24 protein-coding genes and 1 riboswitch are annotated in these 23,335 nt (G+C 58.0%); of the genes, 17 read left to right on the top strand and 7 right to left on the bottom strand.

Annotated elements, in window-relative coordinates; all coding sequences use genetic code 11:
- Nucleotide 1: 1 nt before the first annotated feature.
- Nucleotides 2-802 (bottom strand): 3-deoxy-manno-octulosonate cytidylyltransferase, encoded by an 801-nt coding sequence (locus QMP16_RS18710; RefSeq protein WP_282153613.1) that lies wholly within the window; start codon nucleotides 800-802, stop codon nucleotides 2-4.
- Nucleotides 802-1,599 (bottom strand): 3'(2'),5'-bisphosphate nucleotidase CysQ, encoded by a 798-nt coding sequence (cysQ, locus tag QMP16_RS18705; RefSeq protein ID WP_282153612.1) that lies wholly within the window; start codon nucleotides 1,597-1,599, stop codon nucleotides 802-804. Before cysQ ends, QMP16_RS18710 begins: the two co-directional genes overlap by 1 nt.
- Nucleotides 1,600-1,722: 123 nt before the next feature.
- On the opposite strand from cysQ, the gene QMP16_RS18700 reads away from it, so the two are divergent.
- Complete coding sequence (locus QMP16_RS18700; protein ID WP_282153611.1) at nucleotides 1,723-2,544, top strand: ABC transporter permease; 822 nt, start codon at nucleotides 1,723-1,725, stop codon at nucleotides 2,542-2,544.
- On the opposite strand, the gene QMP16_RS18695 is transcribed toward QMP16_RS18700, so the two are convergent.
- The gene (locus QMP16_RS18695; protein WP_282153610.1) at nucleotides 2,541-3,143 is read right to left on the bottom strand and encodes an alpha-ketoglutarate-dependent dioxygenase AlkB family protein; all 603 of its coding nucleotides are present in this window, start codon (nucleotides 3,141-3,143) and stop codon (nucleotides 2,541-2,543) included. The genes QMP16_RS18700 and QMP16_RS18695 overlap by 4 nt on opposite strands.
- A gap of 212 nt (nucleotides 3,144-3,355) precedes the next feature.
- Here QMP16_RS18695 and dnaK point away from each other — a divergent pair, with 212 nt between their 5' ends.
- From dnaK to radC, 13 genes are all read left to right on the top strand, one after another.
- Nucleotides 3,356-5,266, top strand: coding sequence for a molecular chaperone DnaK (gene dnaK / locus QMP16_RS18690; RefSeq protein ID WP_058275103.1), 1,911 nt, complete (start codon nucleotides 3,356-3,358; stop codon nucleotides 5,264-5,266).
- Nucleotides 5,267-5,340: 74 nt separating this feature from the next.
- Nucleotides 5,341-6,495, top strand: a complete 1,155-nt coding sequence (gene dnaJ, locus QMP16_RS18685; RefSeq protein ID WP_282119766.1) for a molecular chaperone DnaJ — start codon at nucleotides 5,341-5,343, stop codon at nucleotides 6,493-6,495.
- A 129-nt stretch (nucleotides 6,496-6,624) separates the two neighbouring features.
- A riboswitch (TPP riboswitch) is annotated at nucleotides 6,625-6,730 on the top strand.
- Between the two features lie 45 nt (nucleotides 6,731-6,775).
- Nucleotides 6,776-7,579 carry a bifunctional hydroxymethylpyrimidine kinase/phosphomethylpyrimidine kinase gene (thiD, locus tag QMP16_RS18680; RefSeq protein ID WP_282153609.1) on the top strand — a complete coding sequence of 268 codons (804 nt, stop codon included), beginning with the start codon at nucleotides 6,776-6,778 and terminating at the stop codon, nucleotides 7,577-7,579.
- Nucleotides 7,576-8,553, top strand: coding sequence for an FAD-dependent oxidoreductase (locus QMP16_RS18675; protein WP_282153608.1), 978 nt, complete (start codon nucleotides 7,576-7,578; stop codon nucleotides 8,551-8,553). Before thiD ends, QMP16_RS18675 begins: the two co-directional genes overlap by 4 nt.
- Nucleotides 8,537-8,731 (top strand): sulfur carrier protein ThiS, encoded by a 195-nt coding sequence (gene thiS / locus QMP16_RS18670; RefSeq protein ID WP_282153607.1) that lies wholly within the window; start codon nucleotides 8,537-8,539, stop codon nucleotides 8,729-8,731. The genes QMP16_RS18675 and thiS overlap by 17 nt, the downstream gene beginning before the upstream one ends.
- 3 nt (nucleotides 8,732-8,734) lie before the next feature.
- On the top strand, nucleotides 8,735-9,499 hold the full coding sequence (locus QMP16_RS18665; RefSeq protein WP_282153606.1) for a thiazole synthase: 765 nt from the start codon (nucleotides 8,735-8,737) through the stop codon (nucleotides 9,497-9,499).
- The gene (locus QMP16_RS18660; protein ID WP_282153605.1) at nucleotides 9,496-10,092 is read left to right on the top strand and encodes a thiamine phosphate synthase; all 597 of its coding nucleotides are present in this window, start codon (nucleotides 9,496-9,498) and stop codon (nucleotides 10,090-10,092) included. Before QMP16_RS18665 ends, QMP16_RS18660 begins: the two co-directional genes overlap by 4 nt.
- Nucleotides 10,089-11,051, top strand: coding sequence for a HesA/MoeB/ThiF family protein (locus QMP16_RS18655; protein ID WP_282153604.1), 963 nt, complete (start codon nucleotides 10,089-10,091; stop codon nucleotides 11,049-11,051). Before QMP16_RS18660 ends, QMP16_RS18655 begins: the two co-directional genes overlap by 4 nt.
- Before the next feature lie 20 nt (nucleotides 11,052-11,071).
- Nucleotides 11,072-12,007, top strand: coding sequence for an ABC transporter substrate-binding protein (locus QMP16_RS18650; RefSeq protein ID WP_282153603.1), 936 nt, complete (start codon nucleotides 11,072-11,074; stop codon nucleotides 12,005-12,007).
- Nucleotides 12,004-12,678: a thiaminase II gene (gene tenA / locus QMP16_RS18645; protein WP_282153602.1), complete on the top strand. Its 675-nt coding sequence runs from the start codon at nucleotides 12,004-12,006 to the stop codon at nucleotides 12,676-12,678. The genes QMP16_RS18650 and tenA overlap by 4 nt, the downstream gene beginning before the upstream one ends.
- Nucleotides 12,675-13,403, top strand: coding sequence for an ABC transporter ATP-binding protein (locus QMP16_RS18640; RefSeq protein ID WP_282153601.1), 729 nt, complete (start codon nucleotides 12,675-12,677; stop codon nucleotides 13,401-13,403). Before tenA ends, QMP16_RS18640 begins: the two co-directional genes overlap by 4 nt.
- Complete coding sequence (locus tag QMP16_RS18635) at nucleotides 13,400-14,134, top strand: ABC transporter permease (protein ID WP_282153600.1); 735 nt, start codon at nucleotides 13,400-13,402, stop codon at nucleotides 14,132-14,134. Before QMP16_RS18640 ends, QMP16_RS18635 begins: the two co-directional genes overlap by 4 nt.
- 35 nt (nucleotides 14,135-14,169) lie before the next feature.
- Nucleotides 14,170-14,925: a RadC family protein gene (radC, locus tag QMP16_RS18630; RefSeq protein WP_282119755.1), complete on the top strand. Its 756-nt coding sequence runs from the start codon at nucleotides 14,170-14,172 to the stop codon at nucleotides 14,923-14,925.
- A 3-nt stretch (nucleotides 14,926-14,928) separates the two neighbouring features.
- Here the strand turns inward: radC and QMP16_RS18625 are convergent, their stop codons facing one another.
- The 3 genes from QMP16_RS18625 to secA all read right to left on the bottom strand — a co-directional run bounded on the left by QMP16_RS18625 (nucleotide 14,929) and on the right by secA (nucleotide 20,254).
- Complete coding sequence (locus QMP16_RS18625) at nucleotides 14,929-16,485, bottom strand: phosphate ABC transporter substrate-binding/OmpA family protein (RefSeq protein WP_432653418.1); 1,557 nt, start codon at nucleotides 16,483-16,485, stop codon at nucleotides 14,929-14,931.
- Nucleotides 16,486-16,509: 24 nt separating this feature from the next.
- Nucleotides 16,510-17,436: a hypothetical protein gene (locus QMP16_RS18620; protein WP_282153598.1), complete on the bottom strand. Its 927-nt coding sequence runs from the start codon at nucleotides 17,434-17,436 to the stop codon at nucleotides 16,510-16,512.
- Nucleotides 17,437-17,536: 100 nt separating this feature from the next.
- Nucleotides 17,537-20,254, bottom strand: coding sequence for a preprotein translocase subunit SecA (gene secA, locus QMP16_RS18615; protein ID WP_282153597.1), 2,718 nt, complete (start codon nucleotides 20,252-20,254; stop codon nucleotides 17,537-17,539).
- 176 nt (nucleotides 20,255-20,430) lie between these two features.
- Here secA and QMP16_RS18610 point away from each other — a divergent pair, with 176 nt between their 5' ends.
- From QMP16_RS18610 to mutT, 3 genes are read left to right on the top strand one after another with little or no spacing between them, the layout of a single operon-like run.
- A complete protein-coding gene (locus QMP16_RS18610; RefSeq protein WP_282153596.1) occupies nucleotides 20,431-21,279 on the top strand; it encodes a peptidylprolyl isomerase in 849 nt (282 codons plus the stop codon).
- 5 nt (nucleotides 21,280-21,284) lie between these two features.
- Nucleotides 21,285-22,511 carry a bifunctional glutamate N-acetyltransferase/amino-acid acetyltransferase ArgJ gene (gene argJ / locus QMP16_RS18605; RefSeq protein ID WP_282153595.1) on the top strand — a complete coding sequence of 409 codons (1,227 nt, stop codon included), beginning with the start codon at nucleotides 21,285-21,287 and terminating at the stop codon, nucleotides 22,509-22,511.
- Entirely contained in the window at nucleotides 22,508-22,906 is a 399-nt protein-coding gene (mutT, locus tag QMP16_RS18600; protein WP_282153594.1) for an 8-oxo-dGTP diphosphatase MutT, read from the top strand. The genes argJ and mutT overlap by 4 nt, the downstream gene beginning before the upstream one ends.
- 105 nt (nucleotides 22,907-23,011) lie before the next feature.
- Here the strand turns inward: mutT and QMP16_RS18595 are convergent, their stop codons facing one another.
- Entirely contained in the window at nucleotides 23,012-23,332 is a 321-nt protein-coding gene (locus QMP16_RS18595; protein WP_282153593.1) for a hypothetical protein, read from the bottom strand.
- Nucleotides 23,333-23,335 lie beyond the last annotated feature (3 nt).

Here is a 23,335-nt window from a genome sequence, read left to right as displayed (position 1 = left end):
GTCAATCCAACCCCATAGCGGCCATCATCTCTTCGAGCTTCGGCACATCTTGCGGGTTGTTCAATTCCCAGAATTGGCGGCCCTTGGCCTCAACCTCAACGCACAGAACCTTGCGACCGTTTTCCATGAAGCGCAGCTGTTCCAGCCCTTCCAATTGCTCCAAAGGTCCCACTGGCCAGGTTGGATAGGCTGACAACGCGTCGGGGCGGTAAGCGTAGACGCCGACATGGTGAAACACCGGCGTCGGTTCGGTGCCGGCAAAAGTTTCGGCGGTAAAAGGCACGACCTCTTTCGAGAAATACATTGCGCTGTGATCAGTCGCAAATACGGCTGTTGTGCCGCCGACCCGTCCGTTTTTACGATCATTCAGCAGGCTGTTCAAGGCATCTCCGTCACAACGCAGAACTGGCGTTGCGACCCCGGCATCGGGCGCGGCGCGCAGACCGGCGATCAGGTCTTCGACAAACCAATGTGGTGTCAGTGGTGCATCCCCTTGCAGGTTCACCACGATCTCATAGCCCGCGCCCAGAGCAGTATGGGCCTCGGCGCAGCGCTCGGTGCCATTGCCGCAAGACTCGGATGTCATCACCACCTCAGCCCCGAACCCTTCGGCCACGTCGCGGATTCGGTCGTCATCGGTGGCGACAACCACCTTGTCCACACCTGACACAGAACAGGCGGCGCGCCACGATCGTTCGATCAGGGTCATCGCGTTGCCGCTTGCCCCGGTCAGCGGAACCAGCGGCTTGCCAGGGTAGCGGGTCGAGGCATAGCGGGCGGGGATGGCGATTAATACGGACATCAGGCCTCCTTCAGGTCAACGCCCGGAGCGTAGGCGATAAAGAACGGGTTTGCATAGCCGTCCTTGCCGTAGGTCAATGACGAGTGGTCATCGAACCGAACAACCTTGCCGCCCGCGCCAGTCAGCACGGCATGACCTGCGGCGGTGTCCCATTCCATTGTGCGGCCAACGCGGGGATACAAATCCGCTTCTCCGGTCGCGACCAGACAGAATTTCAGGGATGAGCCCGCGCTTTTGCTGTCCTTGACCTGATATTTGTTGATGTAATCTTCGGTCGCCTGATCGCGGTGTGATTTTGACGCGACGATCAAAAGTGCCGAATTGTCCGGTTCAGACACCGAAATCGGGGTTACGTCGCCGGCCTGTGCCTTGTTCAACGCGCCGGTTTCTTCAACCGATTGACCGTCAGCTTGCGTGTAGAACATGCGCCCTTTGGCCGGTGCATAAACAACGCCGCGAGTTGGAACACCGTTTTCGACCAGTGCGATATTCACGGTGAAATCACCGCGCCGGTTGATGAATTCCTTGGTGCCGTCCAGCGGATCGACGATCAGAAATTTGTCGCCTTTTTCGGAATGTGATGCGGCCTGTTCTTCGGTTACCAGTAGAATATCCGGGAATGCCGCGCGCAAACCTGCCGATATCAGGGCATCGGCTGCCTCATCCGCCTCGGTCACGGGGCTGGCGTCGGATTTGACTCTGACGTCGAAATCATCCGCCTCGTAGAACTGCATGATCGTGTCCCCGGCTTCCAGCGCCAGACGTCTGATTACGGGAATAAGGGCATCATAGGTCACAAAAATGCTCCGTTGCTGTAGTTTGTTGATCGAAATCCTTGTGGGCCTTATGATGTGGCGGTTACGGAACGGCAAGAATTTCGTGGCAGTTTGCAGGCAGTTCAGCGGGAAAGAGTGCACTGAGTGTTTTATTTTAAGCGGAATCAGACGCTTCTGGGCGGCGCTTTCACGACTTCCGAGCTTGTCTACCATGCGGTGGCGCATGGAATACGATCCAAACACTCGAATGCTGTGATCGCGATCATTGTGAATATCTTACAAATTCTCGCACTTGTGACCGTGTTTTACCTGATCATGTCGATGCTGGGCACACGGGTCGCCAAGATCAGAGGTAACTTTATCCTGTTTCTGTTGTCGGGTGTCTTTCTGTTCCTGACGCATATCAAAGCCGTCTCGTCCGTCGCTGGCGTGGCAACAGGAAACAACCCGATGATGCTGCACTCTCCGATGAACATGATGGTCGCGCTGTTGGCAACCGCATTTGGGTCGCTTTACACGCAGTTGGTCTCGATCCTTGTGATCCTTTTCATCTACACTGTCGCAGTTGAGCCATTGGAGATCCAAGAACCGGGTGGCGCGTTCTACATGTTGATATTGGCTTGGTTTACCGGATGCGCGGTGGGCGTCGTGTTTATGGCAATCGCGCCATGGTTTCCCACCACCACAGGAATTCTCAGTACAATCTATAGACGTCTGAACATGATTTTTTCTGGTAAAATGGTTGTAGGGAATGCGCTGGGCGGCTTCATGCTGAGTTTCTTTGCCTGGAACCCGTTGTTTCACATAATCGACCAGTGCCGCGGCTTTGTCTTTCGCAATTACTTTCCGCGAAACACCAGTTGGGAATATGCGATTTGGGTTGGACTGGCCTTGTTGATGATTGGGTTGCTGGGAATTTTTTTCACCCGTCAGCATGTGTCGGCCAGTTGGGGGGCGCGCCGCTAACTCGCCACCCGTAGGGTCAGGTTGATCCGCCCGCCTTTGGGCAACAGCTTGGATGAACCGAAACGGATGCGGTCTACCCCGTGATAGGTCAGACGGGCGGGGCCGCCCATGACCACGACGTCGCCGGAGTTCAGCCAGATCGACTCGGTCTTGCCGCCCCGGGTTTCGTTTCCGATGCGGAAAAGGGCATCGTCGCCCAGGGATATCGACAGGACAGGCCAGGAAAAATCTGCCTCGTCCTTGTCCTGATGCAGCCCCATGCGCGCACCTTCGCCGTAATAGTTGATCAGACAGCAATCCGGATCGCGTTGGGTGCTGGCAAGCTTGCGCCAGATGCCCAGTATCGTATCAGGAATGTCGGGCCACACCGTTCCTTTAGGGTGCTGCGCCTGATATCGGTATCCCCCTTTGTCAGTGACCCAACCAAACGCTCCGGCTGAGGTCATGCGCACCGACATTTCCTTGCCCGAGGGCGTAACCGGTCGGAACAGAGGCGCCGATTTCAGAATCGGGCGCAACGCCTCAATCAGTTGCGTTTGTGCCGCAACGTCCAGATAGGCTTTTCTGATGTCAAATCCGCGCAAGAGCAGCCGCGCCATTGAAGATTCCCCAATCCTTGCCAAAACCTTGTCAAAAAGGCCGCAGATTCCCGAAAACCTGCCTTTTACACCGCTTGCAGGCCTCTGATCTCGCCCTTATATACGCCGGGACGCGCGATGGTGTAGTGCTGTTGCGCAAACCAGATCGGGACCGGATGCCATAACGGGTCCGGACCTCGAGACATCGCCTTGAAGAGAAAGGGATTGAACATATGGGAAAAGTAATCGGTATTGACCTCGGCACCACCAACTCGTGTGTGGCCATCATGGACGGCTCTCAGCCAAAGGTCATTGAAAACGCAGAAGGGGCGCGGACCACGCCTTCGATCGTCGCCTTCACAGAAGATGAGCGTCTGGTCGGTCAGCCTGCAAAACGTCAGGCGGTCACCAACCCCGACAACACGATCTTTGGCGTCAAGCGTCTGATCGGTCGTCGTGTGGATGATGCAGAAGTCCAGAAGGACAAGAAAATGGTGCCGTACGCCATCGTGGATGGCGGCAACGGTGACGCGTGGGTGGAAGCCCGCGGTGAAAAATACTCTCCAAGCCAGATTTCGGCCTTCACTCTAGGCAAGATGAAGGAAACCGCCGAGAGCTATCTGGGTGAAGAAGTCACACAGGCGGTCATTACCGTTCCGGCATATTTCAACGACGCACAGCGTCAGGCCACCAAAGACGCAGGCAAAATCGCCGGTCTGGAAGTGCTGCGGATCATCAACGAACCGACAGCGGCTGCGCTGGCCTATGGTCTGGACAAAGAAGAAACCCAAACCATCGCGGTCTATGACCTTGGTGGTGGTACGTTCGACGTGACCATTCTGGAAATCGACGACGGACTGTTCGAGGTCAAATCGACCAACGGCGACACCTTCTTGGGTGGTGAAGACTTTGACATGCGCATCGTCAACTACCTGGCGGATGAGTTCAAAAAGGAACACGGTGTCGATCTGTCCAGCGACAAGATGGCCCTGCAGCGTCTGAAAGAAGCCGCGGAAAAAGCCAAGATCGAACTGTCCTCGACCTCGCAGACCGAGATCAACCAGCCGTTCATCTCGATGGGCGCCAACGGTCAGCCGCTGCACATGGTCATGAAACTGACCCGTGCCAAGCTGGAATCGCTGGTCGGCGATCTGATCAAGAAGTCGATGAAACCCTGTCAGGCCGCATTGAAAGATGCCGGTCTGTCGGCAGGCGACATTGATGAGGTTGTTCTGGTCGGTGGTATGACCCGCATGCCGAAGGTGATCGAAGAGGTCACCAAATTCTTTGGCAAAGAGCCCCACAAAGGCGTGAACCCGGACGAAGTTGTTGCCATGGGTGCCGCCATTCAGGCCGGCGTTCTGCAAGGCGACGTCAAAGACGTGGTTCTGCTGGACGTAACCCCGCTTTCGCTGGGTATCGAGACGTTGGGTGGCGTGTTCACTCGTCTTATCGACCGTAACACCACGATCCCGACGAAAAAGTCTCAGGTCTTCTCGACCGCCGAGGACAACCAGAACGCTGTGACCATCCGCTGTTTCCAGGGTGAGCGCGAAATGGCTGCGGATAACAAGATCCTGGGTCAGTTCAACCTTGAAGATATCCCGCCCGCACCGCGCGGCATGCCTCAGATCGAGGTGACTTTTGACATCGACGCCAACGGCATTGTCTCGGTTTCGGCCAAGGACAAAGGTACCGGCAAAGAGCAGAAGATCACCATCCAGGCATCGGGTGGTCTGTCGGACGAAGATATCGACAAGATGGTCAAGGACGCCGAAGAGAACGCCGAGGCGGACAAGGAACGCCGCGAGCTGATCGAGGCGAAGAACCAGGCGGAAAGCCTCATCCACTCGACCGAGAAGTCGATGGAAGAGCATGCCGACAAAGTCGACCCGACCACCATCGAAGCCATCGAGCTGGCGATTGTCGCGCTGAAGGACGAGCTGGAAACCGAGAATGCCGACAAGATCAAGTCAGGCATTCAGAACGTGACCGAAGCCGCCATGAAGCTGGGCGAAGCCATCTACAAGGCGCAGTCTGAAGAGACCGAGGATGAGCCAGCGGCGGCGGATGCCGCTCCGGCTGGTGAAGACGATATCGTCGATGCCGAATTCGAAGATCTTGACGACGAAAAGCGTAAGTAACGGGAAACCGGGCCAATTCGGGCCGGTCCGGTCACCGGGCCGGCCCGATTACGTTGCGGCAGAAGGAAATACTGATGTCAAAACGCGACTACTATGATGTGCTCGGCGTGTCCAAGGGCGCATCAGCGGACGAGATCAAGAAGGGCTTTCGCACGAAAGCCAAGGAATTGCATCCCGACCGCAACAAGGACAACCCGGATTCCGAGGCTCAGTTCAAAGAAGCGAACGAAGCTTACGACGTCTTGCGCGATGCCGAAAAAAAGGCCGCGTATGACCGTTTTGGTCATGCCGCGTTTGAAAACGGTATGGGCGGCGGTGGCCGTCCCGGCGGCGGATTTGGCGGACAGGGCGATTTCTCCAGTGCCTTCTCGGACGTGTTCGATGACCTGTTCGGCGATTTTATGGGTGGTCAGCGCGGTGCTACCGGGGGTGGTCGACGGGCCGCGCGCGGGTCAGACCTGCGTTACAACCTGCGTGTAAGCTTGGAAGAAGCATTCTCTGGCCTGCAAAAGACGATCAACGTGCCTGCTGCCGTGGCCTGCTCGGCCTGTGACGGCTCGGGTGCGGAAGGCGGGGTTGAGCCCACAACCTGCCCGACCTGTTCGGGCATGGGAAAAGTGCGGGCGCAACAGGGCTTTTTCACAGTTGAACGGTCGTGTCCGACTTGTTCGGGTCTGGGTCAAATTATCAAGAACCCCTGTAAATCATGCGGCGGCGCCGGGCGCGTCGAAAAAGAACGCGCGCTGTCGGTCAACATTCCAGCTGGTGTCGAAACCGGCACACGCATCCGTCTTGCGGGCGAAGGTGAGGCCGGGATGCGCGGTGGTCCTCCGGGCGACCTGTATATTTTTGTCGAAGTTTCGGACCACAAGCTGTTCGAGCGCGACAGCGTAAACCTGTATTGCCGCGTTCCGGTCAGCATGGCTAAGGCAGCGCTGGGCGGTTCGATCGAAGTGCCCACCATCGACGGTGGCCGTGGTCGCGTGCAAATTCCGGCTGGCAGTCAGTCAGGACGTCAGATGCGCTTGCGCAGCAAAGGCATGCCCGCCCTTCGCGGCGGTGGCGTTGGCGATATGTTCATCGAACTGGCCGTCGAAACCCCGGTCAATCTGACCAGCCGTCAAAAAGAGCTTCTGCGTGAGTTCGACGATCTGGGCGAAGATAACCATCCGGAATCAAAAAGCTTTTTCTCGTCAGTCAAGTCATTTTGGGACGGTATGAAGGGCTGAACCTGCACACCTGAACATCAAACAGAAGCCGGTCCGTTGAGGCCGGCTTTTGCATTTCATAAGTCCAGTTTGACCGTAATCTGCACCAAAATTGGCCCTTGATTCCCCCACCATCCCCTGAGAGTGTCGCCCCAACCGTTGGGGTGCCCTGTTTGGGGGCTGAGAGGCGTGAACGCGCTAACCCATCGAACCTGATCCGGGCAATACCGGCGTAGGGAACGGTCTTATAGTGCTTAGACGTTTTCCATGCCCGTTGCCCATTTTGAACTGGAGCAACGACATGGCACCCATTGCCTTAACAATCGCAGGATCTGACAGCGGCGGAGGGGCTGGAATTCAGGCTGACCTCAAGGCGATGTCCGCGCTTGGCGTTTACGGGGCCAGCGTGATTACCGCAGTGACGGCGCAGAATACTCGCGCAGTTACGGCGGTGCATGGCATCCCTCTGGACGTCATTGCAGCCCAGATCGAGGCTGTTCTGACCGACTTGGATGTTGGCGCGATCAAGATTGGAATGCTGGCGACCCCTCAGATCATCCAATGTGTCGCAGACAGTATCGCAGATTTTGACGGGCCTGTGGTTTTAGATCCGGTCATGATTGCGAAATCCGGCGATGCCTTGCTGGCAGAAGAGGCGGTGCAAACCCTGCGCGACGTATTGTTGCCACGCGCGACCGTGTTAACGCCAAACCTGCCCGAAGCAGCTTGTCTGCTGGGCTCTGAGTCTGCGGACAGCCTCGAACAGATGATCGCACAAGGGCAAGATCTGTGTGCACTGGGCGTTGGTGCGGTTCTGATGAAGGGCGGTCACGGCAAAGGTGATATCTGCCATGACATATTGATCTCACATTCGGGCGTGATTGCTCAGTTTCAAGCGCCGCGCCGACAGACCCGCAACACCCACGGAACCGGCTGCACCCTGTCCTCATCCATAGCGGCCGGGTTGGCTAAGGGCCTTTCGCTGCCCCGGGCCGTAGCGCAAGCACATGACTATCTGCAGGGCGCTATCGCTCAGGCCGATGCTTTGAACATCGGGCAAGGTCACGGACCTGTTCATCACTTCCATCAGGTTTGGCCAGCGTGACCGTCTGGTCGATCATAGGCGCAGGTGTGGCCGGGTTGGCCGTTGCATCCGAACTTGTCGCGCGCGGGGCCAAGGTTCAGGTGTTTGATCCAGGCGGTGCACCGGGGCCGCATGGCTGCTCCTGGTGGGCGGGCGGAATGTTGGCACCTTGGTGCGAGTATGAAAACGCGGAGGAACCTGTCCTGCGTCTGGGGCAAATGGCAATCGACTGGTGGGCCAAGCGAACTCAGGTCCACAGGCGTGGCACACTGGTTGTTGCTAAAGCACGGGACCTGCCGGATCTACGTCGTTTCGCCCGACGAACGGAGGGATTTTCTGAAGTTGATGACAGAAAAATGACCTTATTAGAGCCTGATCTCCATGGTTTCAAAAAGGGTCTCTACTTTGATGCGGAAGCCCAATTGAATCCACGTCAGGCCTTACTGGATCTGTCACACCAGCTTCAGGATCACGGTGTTGAATTCCATTATGCGCGCGCTCCGACGGGATTGGACAACGCCATTGATTGCCGAGGTCTGCACGCGCGCGAATACCTGCAGGACTTGCGCGGCGTGAAGGGTGAGATGCTGGTGATCCGGTGCCCAGATGTGACACTGACCCGGCCTATACGACTGCTTCATCCACGCGTGCCGCTGTATATCGTTCCACGCGGCGACGGCGTCTACATGCTGGGCGCCACGATGATCGAATCCGAGGACAGCAGCCGAATTACCGCACGCTCGATGCTTGAGTTGCTGAGCGCAGCCTATGCCCTGAACCCCGCCTTTGGTGAGGCTGAAGTGTTGGAAATCGGTGTCGATCTGCGCCCTGCTTTCCCCGACAACCTGCCGCGTATTCGGCGACTGGGACCGACAATCTACGCCAACGGCCTCTACCGCCACGGCTACCTGCTGGCCCCTGCACTGGCAAAGGGCGTGGCTGACCTGGCGTTGGACAACAAACATTCGGAGATGATTGATGAAGATCGTACTTAATGGCGAGATGCGCGAGGTGCAGGCCGGAACTCTTGCCGACCTATTACAGGAATGTGGGTTTTCGGGCCGGGTGGCGACGGCTGTGAACGAGGGTTTTGTGCCCTCAAGCCTGCGCAATGCTCGCAAAATCAAGGATGGCGATCGGATCGAAGTCGTCGCCCCGATGCAGGGGGGCTGAACGATGAAGACCTTCTATGGCACACCTCTGTCGAACCCGTTGATGCTGGGCACCGCGCAATATCCAAGCCCTGCATTCTTGGAACAGGCATTTCGGGACAGCGGGGCCGGGGTGGCCACCGTATCTTTGCGACGCGAAGCAGGCGCAGGACAAACCTTCTGGCAGATGGTCCGCGATCTGAGCGTTCTTGTCCTGCCCAACACAGCAGGTTGCCATACGGTGAAAGAGGCTGTGACGACGGCCCATATGGCGCGAGAGGTGTTTGACACCAAATGGATCAAGCTGGAACTGATCGGGCACACCGACAGCCTCCAGCCCGACGTGTTCCAACTGGTCGAGGCCGCGCGCATTCTGACCGAAGACGGGTTCGAGGTGTTTCCCTATACCACGGACGACCTGATCGTGGGTGAGCGCCTTTTGGCGGCAGGGTGTGAAGTTCTGATGCCTTGGGGGGCTCCGATAGGCTCGGGCCGTGGTTTGAACAACGAATACGCCTTGCGCGCAATGCGGGCTGAGTTTCCCGAAATACCACTGGTGATTGACGCTGGTATCGGCCTGCCCAGCCACGCCGCACATGCGATGGAGCTTGGGTATGATGCCGTTCTGCTGAACACCGCCGTAGCGCGGGCAGGTGATCCGGCCGCAATGGCCAAGGCGATGAAGCTGGCCATCGAGGCCGGGCGATTGGCCTATCAGGCCGATCCGATCGAAGCGCGCGATATGGCCGAACCCTCGACCCCCGTTATTGGAAAGGCGTTTTTGTCATGAACCTCGACCGGTTTTACCCAATTTTTGATCATCCCGACTGGCTGCGCCGGATGCTGCCTCTGGGCGTGAAGCTGGTGCAGTTGCGGATCAAGGACCAACCGGATGCGATGGTACGCGAACAGATCGCGGTTTCGCGAGATCTGTGCTGTGCGCATGGCGCTGTTCTGGTGGTGAATGACTATTGGCGGGTTGCCATCGACGCAGGCTGCGACTGGATTCATTTGGGACAAGAGGATCTGGATGACGCAGATCTGAAGGCGATCCGTCGCGCAGGGCTGAAACTGGGTGTCTCGACCCATGACGATGACGAGCTTGAGCGTGTTCTGGCCATGAACCCCGACTATGTCGCGCTTGGTCCCGTCTACCCGACGATCCTGAAAAAGATGAAATGGGAACAACAAGGCCTGCCGCGTGTCACTGAATGGAAAGCGCGCGTGGGGGAAGTCCCTTTGGTCGGTATTGGCGGGATGAGTGTCGAGCGCGCGCCGGGGGTGTTGCAGGCCGGGGCGGACATTGTCTCAGTCGTGACAGACATCACGTTGAATTCAGACCCAGAAGCCCGCGTACGTGCGTGGATCGAGGTCACCAGATGAGCCGATACGCCCGTCAGATGATCTTGCCGGAGGTCGGCGCCCGTGGACAGGCCCGCCTGTCCGACGCTCGGGTTCTTGTGGTGGGGGCCGGGGGGCTGGCAGCACCGGTTTTGCCTCTGCTGGCTGGTGCCGGGGTCGGACATTTGACCATCGTAGACCCCGATGAAGTCGGCCTTTCGAACCTCCATCGCCAGACCTTGTTTGCCGAGGGGGACTGTGGCCGCCCCAAAGCCGAAGTCGCGGCTGAGCGGTGTCAGGCCTTAAACTCTGAAATTACGATCTCCACGAAAAATCAGGCTCTAACTAACATAAATTCGCAACTTTTTGTCTCACAAGCCGATGTCATCCTCGATTGCGCAGACAGTTATGCTGCAAGCTATTCGTTGTCGGATACGTGTCGCGCGCTGGGCAAACCGCTGATAAGCGCCTCGGTCCTGGGGTTGTCCGGCTATGTTGGCGGTTTCTGCGGCGGCGCTCCATCTTTGCGCGCGGTTTTTCCCGACGCGCCGGTCAGCGGTGCAAGCTGTGCCACCGCCGGAGTGTTGGGTCCGGTCGTTGGAATGATTGGCGCAATGCAGGCGCAAATGACGCTGAGCGTTATTCTCAGGCTGGACCCTTCGCCACTCGGGCAGATTGTTCAGTTCGATGCCCGGACGATGCGAAGCAGCACGTTCCGCTTTGACGATGCGCCCGAGCCCAGCCATCACTTCCCGTTTGTGTCGGTCTGCCAATTGACCGCGGATGATCTGATCATCGAGTTGCGCAGCCCGGATGAGGCCCCTGAACCCATTCATCCCAAAGCGCTTCGCGGGTCTTCTGAATTGGTAAAACAAGAGCCTAACAAACGAAAAAGGCTGGCACTTTGCTGTTCCACGGGCTTGCGTGCGTGGCGTGCTGCCGAAAAATTGCAACTGGATTGGCCGGGCGAGATCGTTCTCGTTGCGGCCTCAACCTCGTGAACGAAAAGGATACGCGAGATATGAAAAAGCTGATGACAGCAATTGCCCTGCTGGCCGCCGCGCCGGCCTGGGCCGAAGATAAGATGACCGTTCTGCTGGACTGGTTCGTTAACCCCGACCACGGGCCCATCATCGTGGCGCAAGAGAACGGATACTTTGCCGACGAGGGGCTGGAGATTGAGATTGTACCACCCGCCGACCCATCGGCCCCTCCGCGTCTGGTTGCCGCCGGGCAAGCTGATCTGGCGGTGTCCTACCAGCCGCAACTCCACCTGCAAATCCATGAAGGCCTGCCGCTGAAGCGCGTCGGCACCTTGGTCGCGACGCCGTTGAACTGCCTGCTGGTGCTACAGGACGGTCCGATCAAAACGCTCGCCGACCTCAAGGGCAAAAAAATCGGCTTCTCGGTCGCGGGCGTTGAAGAGGCCGTTCTGGGCGCCATGCTGAACGCCCATGATGTCGCGCTGGACGATATTGAGATGGTCAACGTCAACTTCTCGCTGTCGCCATCGCTGATGACGGGACAGGTAGATGCGGTGATCGGTGCCTTCCGGAACTTTGAGTTGAACCAGATGGACATCGAAGGCGTCGCGGGCCGTTGTTTCTACATCGAGGAAGAAGGGGTGCCGTCTTATGATGAGCTGATCTATGTCGCCAATCCCGACACGATGGATGCGGATAAGGTCGCCCGTTTCCTGGCTGCGACCGAAAAGGCGACCCAGTTCATTGTCAACAACCCAGAAAAAAGCTGGGAAATCTTCGCCGCCACCTCGCCCGAATTGCAGGATGAGCTGAACGCGCGTGCATGGGTTGATACACTGCCCCGTTTCGCGCTGCGCCCGGCGGGTTTTGATGCGGGTCGCTATGCCCGTTTCGAGGCTTTCCTCAAAGACAGCGGCATGATCGACAGCATCAACCCGGTCAGCGACATCTCAGTAGATGTGACCGTGCAATGAGCGACTATGGCAAAGCATTCGCGCTTATGCGCGATTACGCGCAGGGGCCATGGCGGGATTACACCCGCCATGCCTTTGTCGAAGGGATGAAGGACGGCACCTTACCGCGCGCGGCGTTTCTTCACTATCTGCGGCAAGATTACGTGTTCCTGATTCATTTCTCGCGCGCCTGGGCGCTGGCAGTCGTGAAATCGGAAACACATGCGGAAATGTTGGCAGCCTCGCGCACCGTGAACGGGCTGATCAGCGAAGAGATGAAGCTGCATATCGGGATCTGCGAGGCCGAAGGCATCCCACAGGACCAGCTGTTTGCGACGCCTGAACGTGCCGAGAACCTCGCCTATACGCGGTTCGTGCTTGAAGCCGGGTACAGCGGCGATTTGCTGGATCTGCTGGCGGCGCTTACACCTTGTGTGATGGGGTACGGTGAGATCGGCACAAGGCTAGCGGCTGAGGCGACGTCAGATACCTATCGCGATTGGATCGCCACCTATGCTAGCGATGACTACCAAGATGCCTGCGTGGCGGTTGGGGAATTGCTGGATTCGGCTCTAACACGGAGAATCGGAGCAGATTTCGAAGCCTCTCCGCGTTGGACCCGGCTGTGCCACACCTTCCGTACCGCGACCGAGTTAGAGGTCAATTTCTGGCAAATGGGCCTGACCCCATGACCCCAGCCCCCTATCTGACCGTTCGTGGTTCGGCTGCAATTGGCGACGCGTTATTGTTCGCGCCGTTGACCCTGACGCTTGCAGCAGGGCGGTGGACGTGTCTGCTGGGTGGATCGGGGGTCGGCAAAACCACCATTCTGCGCCTGATTGCTGGCTTGGACACTGGCGCAGAGTTCACCGGTCAGATTACCGCCAGTGACGGGCAATCTGTGCGGGAGCGGGTAGCCTACATGGCGCAGGACGATCTGTTGTTGCCTTGGGCGACTGTGGCGCAGAACGTCCTGCTGGGTGCGCGGTTGCGCGGAGAAAAGCCAGATTTGCGCCGCTGTGATCAGCTGATCGAACGGATGCGCCTGCAGGATCATATGACCAGGAAGCCCGGCGAACTCTCCGGTGGGCAACGTCAACGCGTGGCCTTGGCTCGCACGTTGATGGAAGATCGGCCCATCGTTTTGTTGGATGAGCCGTTTTCGGCCCTCGACGCCCGCACCCGCGCGGATATGCAGGACCTTGCGGCCGAAGCCTTACAGGGCCGAACTGTTCTGCTGGTCACCCATGATCCGGGCGAGGCTGCCCGGTTAGGTCAATCCATCGTGGTCATGACGCAGAATGGCATAACGCCCTGCCAACCCCCGCATGCACCAGCCCCACGCAGCGTCGATGATCTGGAAACGCTCGAGACGCAGGGCGCCTTACTGCGTATGCTTCGTGAGGAAACGGCATGAAATTGTTGTCAGCTCTAGCTGCGACGCTATTTGCGCTGGCGATCTGGCAGGGGATCGTTTCCCTGATCGGCCTGCCGAAATTCATTCTTCCCGGCCCGGCTTTGGTGGCCGAGACCTGGTGGCAAAACCGCTGGATCATCGCTGAACACACATGGGTCACGGCCGTTGAGGTCATAATCGGCCTGGCCTGCGGGACGGTATTGGGGGTCGTTACCGCGCTGCAATTGGCCAATTCCCGCGCCGCGCGGGTGCTGGTGCAGCCAATGCTGGTGTTTACGCAGGCGCTGCCGGTCTTTGCTCTGGCTCCGTTGCTGACCCTTTGGCTGGGCTATGGTCTTTGGTCCAAGGTCGCAATGGCAGTGCTAATCATCTATTTCCCGATCACCTCTTCCTTTTTCGACGGGTTGATGCGCACGCCGCCCGGATATCTTGATCTTGCGCGGACGATGCAGGCCAGCCGGCGCGCCGTGTTGTGGCACATTCGTATCCCCGCAGCTTTGCCCTCATTGGCTTCGGGCATGCGGCTGGCGGCCGTCTATGCCCCGATCGGAGCGGTGATCGGCGAATGGGTCGGGTCGTCGCAAGGATTGGGGTACCTGATGCTGCTGGCCAATGGGCGGGCCAAAACCGATTTGATGTTTGCGGCGATGCTGACGTTGGGGGTGTTTTCGATCCTGTTGCACATGGTTGTCCGACGGGCAACTGCAGGCATTGCGGGTGAGACGCGTTAACTATTCAGAAACCGATTCTGCGGCACGGTGGTCCCATGACTCAGGACGCCTTTGCCGAAGCCCCGATGCTGTTTGAAACCGACGAAGCCCCGGTGCAACCGCTGCCGTCTGGTCGCTTGCCGTCGTATATCAAAGATCACCGCAAACGTTTGCGCGAACGGTTCATGTCTGGTGGGTCGGCGGCAATGCCGGATTACGAATTGTTGGAACTTGCCCTGTTCCGCTCGATCCCCCGGCAGGATGTCAAACCCCTGGCCCGTGCGCTGATGGATACGTTTGGCGACTTTAACCGCGTGCTGACCGCACCCGAAGAACGGCTGCGGCAAATCAAAGGCGTAGGCGATACGGTGATCACTGACCTGAAAATCCTTGAGGCGTGTGCACATCGGATGACCCGCGCGCGGGTCATGCAACGGCACGTCGTATCAGGCTGGGACGCATTGCTGGATTATTGCCATACGACGATGGCCCATCGCGAGACTGAGCAGTTTCGCGTGTTCTACCTTGACCGCAAGAACGTACTTATCGCGGATGAAGAACAGGCCAAAGGCACTGTCGACCACGTTCCCGTCTATCCGCGTGAGGTAGCCAAACGCGCGCTGGAGCTGAATGCCTCGGCGCTAATCTTGGTACACAATCACCCATCGGGCGATCCGACACCTTCGCAATCGGATATCGATATGACCAACCGAATTCAGGATGCCTGCGTCGCGCTGGGCCTGACGCTGCATGACCATCTGATTATTGGCAAATCGAATGAGTTGAGCTTTCGGTCCGAGGGCTATTTGTAAGGGTTACTGAACCCAGACCTCGACCCTACGATTGACTTTGCGACCCCAGTCCGTGTCATCACAGGCCATAGGCATCGCCTCGCCAAATGCGTCCACGGCGATCTCGACGCTATCCGGAATGGCTGTTTCTACCGCCGATAGCACCGCGTTGCGCACGGTTTTTGCCCGCAGCAATGCGATTCTGGCATTGGATGAGGCCGCGCCGTCACCATCACTGAAACCGACAAAGGTCAGTTTGCGCGCGTCGATGGCTCCGGTTTCAAGGGCATGGGCCAATTGCCGGATGTTTGAGCGTGACTGCGCATCGGGTCTTGAGGAACCTGCCTCGAACCGGAACGACAGCGACAGGCGCGATTGCGGGCGCAGCGTGTCGATCATGCGCTGCAACTCTTCCAACCCGACCTCGGCACCACCTGAAACCACTGCGTTGGCCAGACGATCCCCTTGCAACCCGATCCGCATGGTTTCGGGTTCTTGATCCACAAATCCGGCATCGCGGATCGCCATCTGTGCCTCGGCGCTTTGCGAATAGGCCAGGAATTGCCGTGCGATGCGGGGCAGGCGGATTTCCGGCAGATACAGGAACATCGGCGATGTCAGCGGATAGTCTTCGGTCTTGATGGATTGCCGCGTGGCGGTCAGCGCGTGACCGCAACCGCCGGTCAAAGGCAGGCCCCGGGCAGGCCCGACCTCGGCATGGCTGGCGATACCGATGGCAAAGGGGTCGTCAGTGACAGCGCGAACCAGATCGCTACTACGGGTGTGACGAACGATTCCTTCGGCCAGCGTGGATTGAGCGGGGGCCAGCAACCGATCCTCAACCCCTTGCGCCAAACCTGAACCGGCGTCTGGTAAGTGCAGGGAAACGGGCGCATCGGGTCCTCCTAATTCAGACCAGTTTTGGATCTCGCCGGAAAACACGCTCATCAGTTCTGCGGGTGAAATTTGCCGCGCCGGGTTTTCCCGGGCCACGATTGGGACCAGCGCGTCCAGCGCGATGACCCGGGAACGCCTTGCATCTGCCAGATCACCCAGACCAGCGGTCTGCGCAGCCTCCTGTTCCGATGGGCGAATTTCACGCAGTGCCATGACGATATCGGTCTCATCGGCGATCAGATCCGCAAAGCCGCTACCTGTGTTGTTGGGGGCGAAATAGAACCGTCCCAAAGGAGCATCGCGCCCGGTCTGGTGAAGCTCATAGGTGAATGCGCCCGAATCCAAACGCTGCGGCGTCGCCGACATCCCCTCTTGCTGGGCGAAACCAACGATCAGGGCCGGCAGTACCTTTTCCGCCATGACGGAGGAACCAGAGAACCGAACCTCGGCCACGAAATCCGTAAGGTTGGGGCAGGCGGGTCCTTCGCAGGTCACACCCGACCCATCCACGGTCAGCTCACCGAACTGCGTATCCACGCGATAGAACTCGCCATCAAAGCTCAGCAGGTTGCCGGTGACCTCGACCTTGCCGTCTTGCGAGGTCAGCGTGATATCCTGTGCGTGCACATAGGACGCCAGAGTCACCGAAATTAGTGTAGCCATTGCCACACGAAAAAATGTCATAAGAAAGTCGAGCCTGCCTGCGGTTTAATTTGCCGCGATTGTCAGGTCTTGGAGCAGATTATTCAACACCAGAAAATCACCGGTTTGTGCGCAATCCGGCATGGGCAGCGTCAAATCGCGCGACCGCAGGCGGCGATCGCCACGCAGCTCGAGCGATTGAACGGCCAAATCCCGGCCGCAATTTGCTTTGGTCACTTCAGCTTCGACCGTCAATTCGATCGAACCGGTCTGACTGGCTTCGCCTGCAGGGAAAGAATAGATTTCGATATTCTGCGCGTCTCCGAATGCCTGTTGGCCTAAATGCACGACTTTGCCCGCACCTTTCGCGTCAGGGTCCGAAGATACATGTCCCGTTGTGCCATAGCTGGCCCCAAATTCCAGCGCATGGATCTGCAGGTCTGTCTCACCCTGCCATTGCAGGGCGATGCGGTTGTAGTTGGCCAGGTCGGGGATGTGAGTGGTGGCTACGGTCCCGGTCTGATCATCTACCGAGATCAGAAAGATCGCATATTCCGACAGGGCCGGGATCGTCAGATCCAAAGCGCCGTTTTTGTCCGTTCGTTGGGTAACTGTTAGTCCGCTGTGATGGATTTCGATCCGTTCATTGCCGTGGCAGGGGGCTTTGACGGTCAGGCGCGCCGCAGCGCCGGGAACAGCTTTGGCGCGGGCACTGAGAGTGCAGCTTTCCTGATCAGAGGGGGTCGATCGGGTGGGCTGCAGGGCGCGCCGCGATGTCTTGATGTCGGTGGTTGCATCAGCGGCCGGAAGCGAGGAGGTCAGAACAATTCCTTCCAGCCCGGCAATCACCGAGGACTGATTGGCGGCAATCACAGGTTCAGGAACCTGCGCGCCATCCGATTGCGCTGGCGATCCATTTTGCATCAGGTAACCAATGGCTAAGGCACAAGCGACGGTGCCGCCAGTGGTTACGTAATTCTTTATTACAAACAAAACACCCTCCCCAGTTGAAGGAGCGAGTCGCATCCTGAAGTTGAATCACGGCCAATATGTGGCCGTGAAACGGACTCAATGTGTTTTGATCAAGGTGACGTCAGGTCAGCCGACCGTGGCAATGTTTGAATTTCTTGCCCGATCCACATGGGCAGAGATCGTTGCGCGACGGGTTCCCCCAAGTCGAGGGATCGTCTTCGACAAAGCCAGGGCGTGCATCGCCTGAAGCCTGGGCTTCGGCCAGTGCTTCGGCCTTGTCGGTAGCTTGATCCACCGCCTGTTGTGCCTGTGCTTGCTGTGCCTGCATCTGTGCCAGCATCTCGCGCTGTTCCTCTTCGGTCAGCGGACGGACGCGCGACAATTGCTGAGTCACGGTTTCGCGCAGACTGTCGAGCATGGATTCAAACAACTGGAAGCTCTCGTTCTTGTATTCGTTCAGCGGGTCGCGCTGGGCGTAACCGCGGAATCCAACGACCGAGCGCAAATGTTCCAGCGTCAGCAAGTGCTCGCGCCATTTACTGTCGATCGTCTGCAGCAGAACCTGCTTTTCGATGTTGCGCATATTTTCGGGACCGAAGGCCGCCGCCTTTTGCGCCATCATCTCATCGGCAGCATTTACCAGACGCTCGCGCACCTGCTCATCATCGACGCCTTCCTCGGCGGCCCAGTCCTGTACGGGCGCATCGATGGTCAGCTTTTCCTTGATCGCCTCGTGCAGGCCGTCGGTGTCCCACTGATCGGCATAGGTTTTTGGCGGCATGTGTTCGTCGATCAGATCGTCGATCACCTGTTCGCGCATGTCCGAGACGATCTCGGACAAGTCATCGGTCGACATGATCTCGCGCCGCTGGCTGAACACCACTTTACGCTGGTCGTTCATCACGTCGTCGAATTTCAGAACGTTTTTGCGCATGTCAAAGTTGCGACCTTCGACCTTGGACTGTGCGCGTTCCAGCGACTTGTTCACCCAAGGATGAACAATAGCCTCGCCTTCTTTCATGCCCAGCGTGGTCAGAACCTTGTCCAGCCGCTCTGATCCGAAGATGCGCATCAGGTCGTCTTCGAGGCTCAGGTAGAACACGGTGCGGCCCGGGTCACCCTGACGGCCCGAACGACCGCGCAGCTGGTTGTCGATCCGACGGCTTTCGTGACGTTCAGATGCCATGACATAAAGACCACCGGCCGCCAGAACCTTTTCCTTTTCTTCGGCGTGGCGGGCCTCTTCCTTCGCGCGTAGCTCGGCAGGATCGGCCTCGGGGTTTTCGGCCAGCGCCTGCAGCACATTCATCTCGACATTGCCGCCCAGCTGAATGTCGGTGCCGCGGCCAGCCATGTTGGTGGCAATGGTCACCGCACCATACCGGCCGGCATCGGCCACGATCTGTGCCTCTTGCTCGTGCTGGCGGGCGTTCAGAACGTTATGTTCGATGCCTTCCCTTTGCAGCAGCTGGCTTAGCAGTTCGGATTTCTCGATCGAGGTTGTGCCCAAAAGAACCGGCTGGCCCTTTTCCTGCGCTTCTTTGGTCTCATTGATCATCGCGCCGTATTTCTCATCGGCAGTGCGATAGACCTGATCGTCTTCGTCAAGACGGGCAATCGGCCTGTTGGTCGGAACCTCGACCACGCCCAGACCGTAGATTTCGGCGAATTCTTCGGCCTCGGTCAGCGCGGTGCCGGTCATGCCGCCCAGCTTGTCATACAGGCGGAAGTAGTTCTGGAAGGTCACACTGGCCAGTGTCACGTTTTCAGGCTGAATCTGCACGCCTTCCTTGGCTTCGATGGCTTGATGCAGGCCTTCGGACAGGCGGCGACCTGGCATCATCCGGCCAGTGAATTCGTCGATCAGAATGACGTTGCCGTCACGGACGATATAGTCTTTGTCACGTGTAAACAGCTTGTGTGCGCGCAGACCCTGGTTGACGTGGTGCACGACTGTGGTGCTTTCCGGATCATACAAAGTATGGCCTTCCGGGATCAGACCGTTGGCGTTCAGCTGTTGTTCCAGGAATTCGTTTCCCTCATCCGTAAAGGTCACGTTCCGGGACTTTTCGTCCAACGAGAAATGGTCGTCCTGCAGCGACGGGATCAGGGCGTCGATTGCGGTGTACAGGTCCGAGCGGTCCTCGGATGGGCCCGAGATGATCAGCGGCGTCCGCGCCTCGTCGATCAGGATCGAGTCGACCTCGTCCACAATCGCGAAATTGTGGTACTTTTGGTAAATCTGATCCAGTTCCGCCTTCATATTATCGCGCAGATAATCAAAGCCCAACTCGTTGTTGGTGGCATAGGTGACGTCACAGGCGTAGGCGGCTTTTTTCTCGGCGTCCGGCTGACCAGACCAAATCACACCGGTGGTCATGCCAAGGGCACCAAACACCTTGCCCATCCATTCGGCGTCACGCTTGGCCAGGTACTCGTTTACCGTAACGACGTGCACGCCCTTGCCGGTCAGTGCGTTCAGATAGGCGGGGAAAGTGGCAACCAACGTCTTGCCCTCACCCGTTTTCATTTCCGAGATATTGCCCTGATGCAGGAACGCGCCGCCCATCAGCTGTACGTCAAAGGCGCGCAGACCCAGCGCGCGTCTGGCACCTTCGCGAACGTTGGCAAAGGCTTCTGGCAGCAAGTCGTCCAGCGCCTCACCATCAAGTGCGCGTTTGCGCAGTTCGGCGGTCTTTTCGATCAGGCCCTCATCGGACAGCTTTTCGAACTCAGGTTCCAGCGCATTGATCTTTTCGACCAGCGGGCGGGTCGCCTTGATCTTGCGGTCGTTCGGTGTTCCGAACACCTTTTTGGCGAGCGTTCCGAGTCCCAGCATGTTCACTCCAGCGGATCTGTTCTTGTCTTGGTTGCGACAGGCTTGCCCACCTTGCTTGCAACCCATAGATACGGGGGATGAAAGGCGGCCCTGTCCAAGGCTTCAAAGCGATGTAAGCGGCAGGTCCCAGAGTGTCAACGCCACGCCCCGTCGCGGCAAAGAAATAGGATGATTCCATGCCCAAAGGCCTCACTTTTCTGCCATCGCTGGCTCTGGCTGCCGTGATGGCGATGCCGCTTGCCGCTGAAACCAAGCCGGACGCGGATACGGTTGTCGCCAATGTGAACGGGGATGAAATCACACTGGGTCACGTTATTGCATCTGTCGCGGCGCTGCCGCCGAATTACTCTGAGGTCGAAGATGATGTTCTGTACGAATTCGTCATCGAGCAATTGATCCAGCAGCAATTGCTGGCGCAGCAGCAGGACGATCTGAACCGGCTGAACCAGTTGGGACTGGAAAACGAAGGCCGGTCCATGCGGGCGGTGCAGACAGTAAATGCGTTGCTGGGCGATGTCGTGACCGAAGAGTCAATTCAGGTAGCCTATGATGCGGAATTCGGCAACTTCGAAGGCGAAGATGAGTTCGACGCCAGCCATATTCTTGTAGCCACCGAAGAAGAAGCCAAGGAAATCAAAACCCTGCTGGATGACGGCGGCGACTTTGCCGAGATGGCCAAGGAAAAGTCGACCGGCCCATCGGGCCCGAACGGCGGGTCATTGGGATGGTTTGGCAAGGGCCAGATGGTGCCGGAATTCGAAAACGCCGTTGTTGCGTTGGAAAAGGGTCAGGTCTCGGACCCGGTGCAAACACAGTTCGGCTGGCACCTGATCATTCTCAACGACACACGCAAATCCGAAGCGCCAGGGCTTGATGCCGTACGTGAACAGCTGGCCCAGTCCCTTCAGCAGGACGCGATTCAAGCCAAGATCGACGAGTTGACGCAGCAGTCGCAGATCGAACGTCCTGCTTTGGACGGTGTTGGCCCCGAAGTCATCCGTCAGATCGATCTGATTCAGGAGTAACCCCAGTGGCCGCGATCACCAAGGTTTCGCCGCTCGCGCCAGCGGGTTTTCCCGATTTGCCTGCCATTGACGGTGTGCGTTTTGCCACCGTCGAGGCTGGCGTGCGTTATCAGGGCCGCACCGACGTAATGTTGGCGGTTCTGGATCCGGGCACATCTGTAGCCGGTGTGTTCACTCGATCGGCCACCCGCGCTGCCCCCGTGCTGGACTGTCAGGACAAGATCGGCGGGTCCAGCGATGGGCCAGCGGCGATTTTGGTGAATTCGGGCAATGCCAATGCCTTTACCGGTCACTATGGCCAGACCTCGGTGGCCGAGGTCACGCAAGCTGTGTCCACAGCGACCGGCGTTGCAGTCGAACGCGTCTTCACCTCTTCCACCGGCGTGATTGGTGAGCCGCTGCCCCATGACCGCATCGTGGCACAGCTTGAGGCGTTGAAGGCGGGCCTTAGCCGACACGCGATCGAGGATGCAGCGCGGGCGATCATGACCACGGATACCTTTCCAAAAGGGTCCAGTGTGCAGGTCGAGATTGACGGAAAAACAGTCTCTATTGCAGGGATTGCCAAGGGGTCAGGCATGATCGCGCCGGATATGGCGACGATGCTGGTCTACATCTTTACCGATGCACAGGTCGAACAGTCCGCCCTGCAGGCGATGCTGAGCGCCCAAACCGACCGGACATTCAACTGTATTACCGTCGACAGCGACACATCTACCTCGGACAGCTTGTTGCTTTGCGCAACCGGGGCCTCAGGCGTGGACGCAACCGGCAATTCGGCGTTTGCCGAGGCGTTGGAGGGCGTGATGCTTGACTTGGCGCAACAGGTCGTGCGTGACGGCGAAGGTGCTACGAAATTCGTGGAAATCCGCGTGACCGGCGCCGCGTCGGATGCGGACGCCAGGGTGCATGGGCTGGCCATCGCCAACTCACCGCTGGTGAAAACGGCCATTGCTGGTGAAGACCCGAACTGGGGCCGGATCGTCATGGCGATCGGTAAATCCGGTGCCGCCGCTGACCGCGACCTGCTGAGTATTTCCTTCGGCGATATTCTGGTTGCCGAAAAGGGCTGGGTCAGCCCGGACTACCGTGAGGATGACGCCGCCGCCTATATGAAAGGTCAAGACCTTGTGATCGCGGTCGATCTGGGACTGGGCGAAGGCAAGTCCACCGTTTGGACCTGCGACCTGACCCACGGCTATATCGAAATCAACGCGGATTATCGCTCGTGAAGACCTTACTGGTGTCCGCTGTCGCCCTGATCGATATCGAGGGCCGGGTGCTACTGGCCCAACGACCCGAGGGTAAATCTATGGCCGGTCTCTGGGAATTCCCCGGTGGCAAAATCGAACCCGGCGAAACCCCCGAGGCTGCCCTGATCCGCGAATTGCATGAGGAATTGGGCATCGACACCTGGGCCTCATGCCTCGCCCCGCTGACCTTTGCCAGCCATAGCTATGATGATTTCCACCTGCTTATGCCGCTGTTTGCTTGTCGCAAATGGGAGGGCATTCCGCAGTCGAACGAGGGGCAAGCGCTGAAATGGGTGCGCGCGAAAGACCTGCGCAATTACCCGATGCCTGCGGCGGATGTGCCGTTGATCCCGATTTTGCGGGATTGGTTGTAGGCAAAGACCTTTTGAATCGGTTTTTGGAATTGGAAGGTTAGTTGAAGTGACTACAGTAATTTACGCTCTTCTGGCTGCGGTGTTGGTCGGGATGTTCGTGACATTTTATTGTTTCATCAAGTTTCTCGCTTCATTCGCAAGCTTGATTTCTGCAACGAACCAAACCGTCACTGAGCAACCTTTGGACCAAGTATTTACGGGTGGATTTCTGTCGATGTTTCGGGTTTTGCGCCACCGAGGTAACAACCATGCGCGAAGCACTCTATTAAAAAACACTGTGTTTTTCTTTGGGTCGTTCGCGCTGACATTGGGAGCAGCGCTGCTTTTGATCCAGCTGAACTCCAAGCATTGTGCTATTCCTATGACAACAAAATCTTCGAGCGGCGAAGTCACGACAATTTGTGACCCATCGGAATAGAACTTCATGGG

Source organism: Ruegeria atlantica, assembly GCF_947495585.1.
In the GTDB taxonomy this organism is placed as follows: Bacteria; Pseudomonadota; Alphaproteobacteria; order Rhodobacterales; family Rhodobacteraceae; genus Ruegeria; species Ruegeria atlantica_G.
Note: the sequence above shows the minus strand (reverse complement) of the source record. Positions and strands in the feature narration are given on the sequence as shown.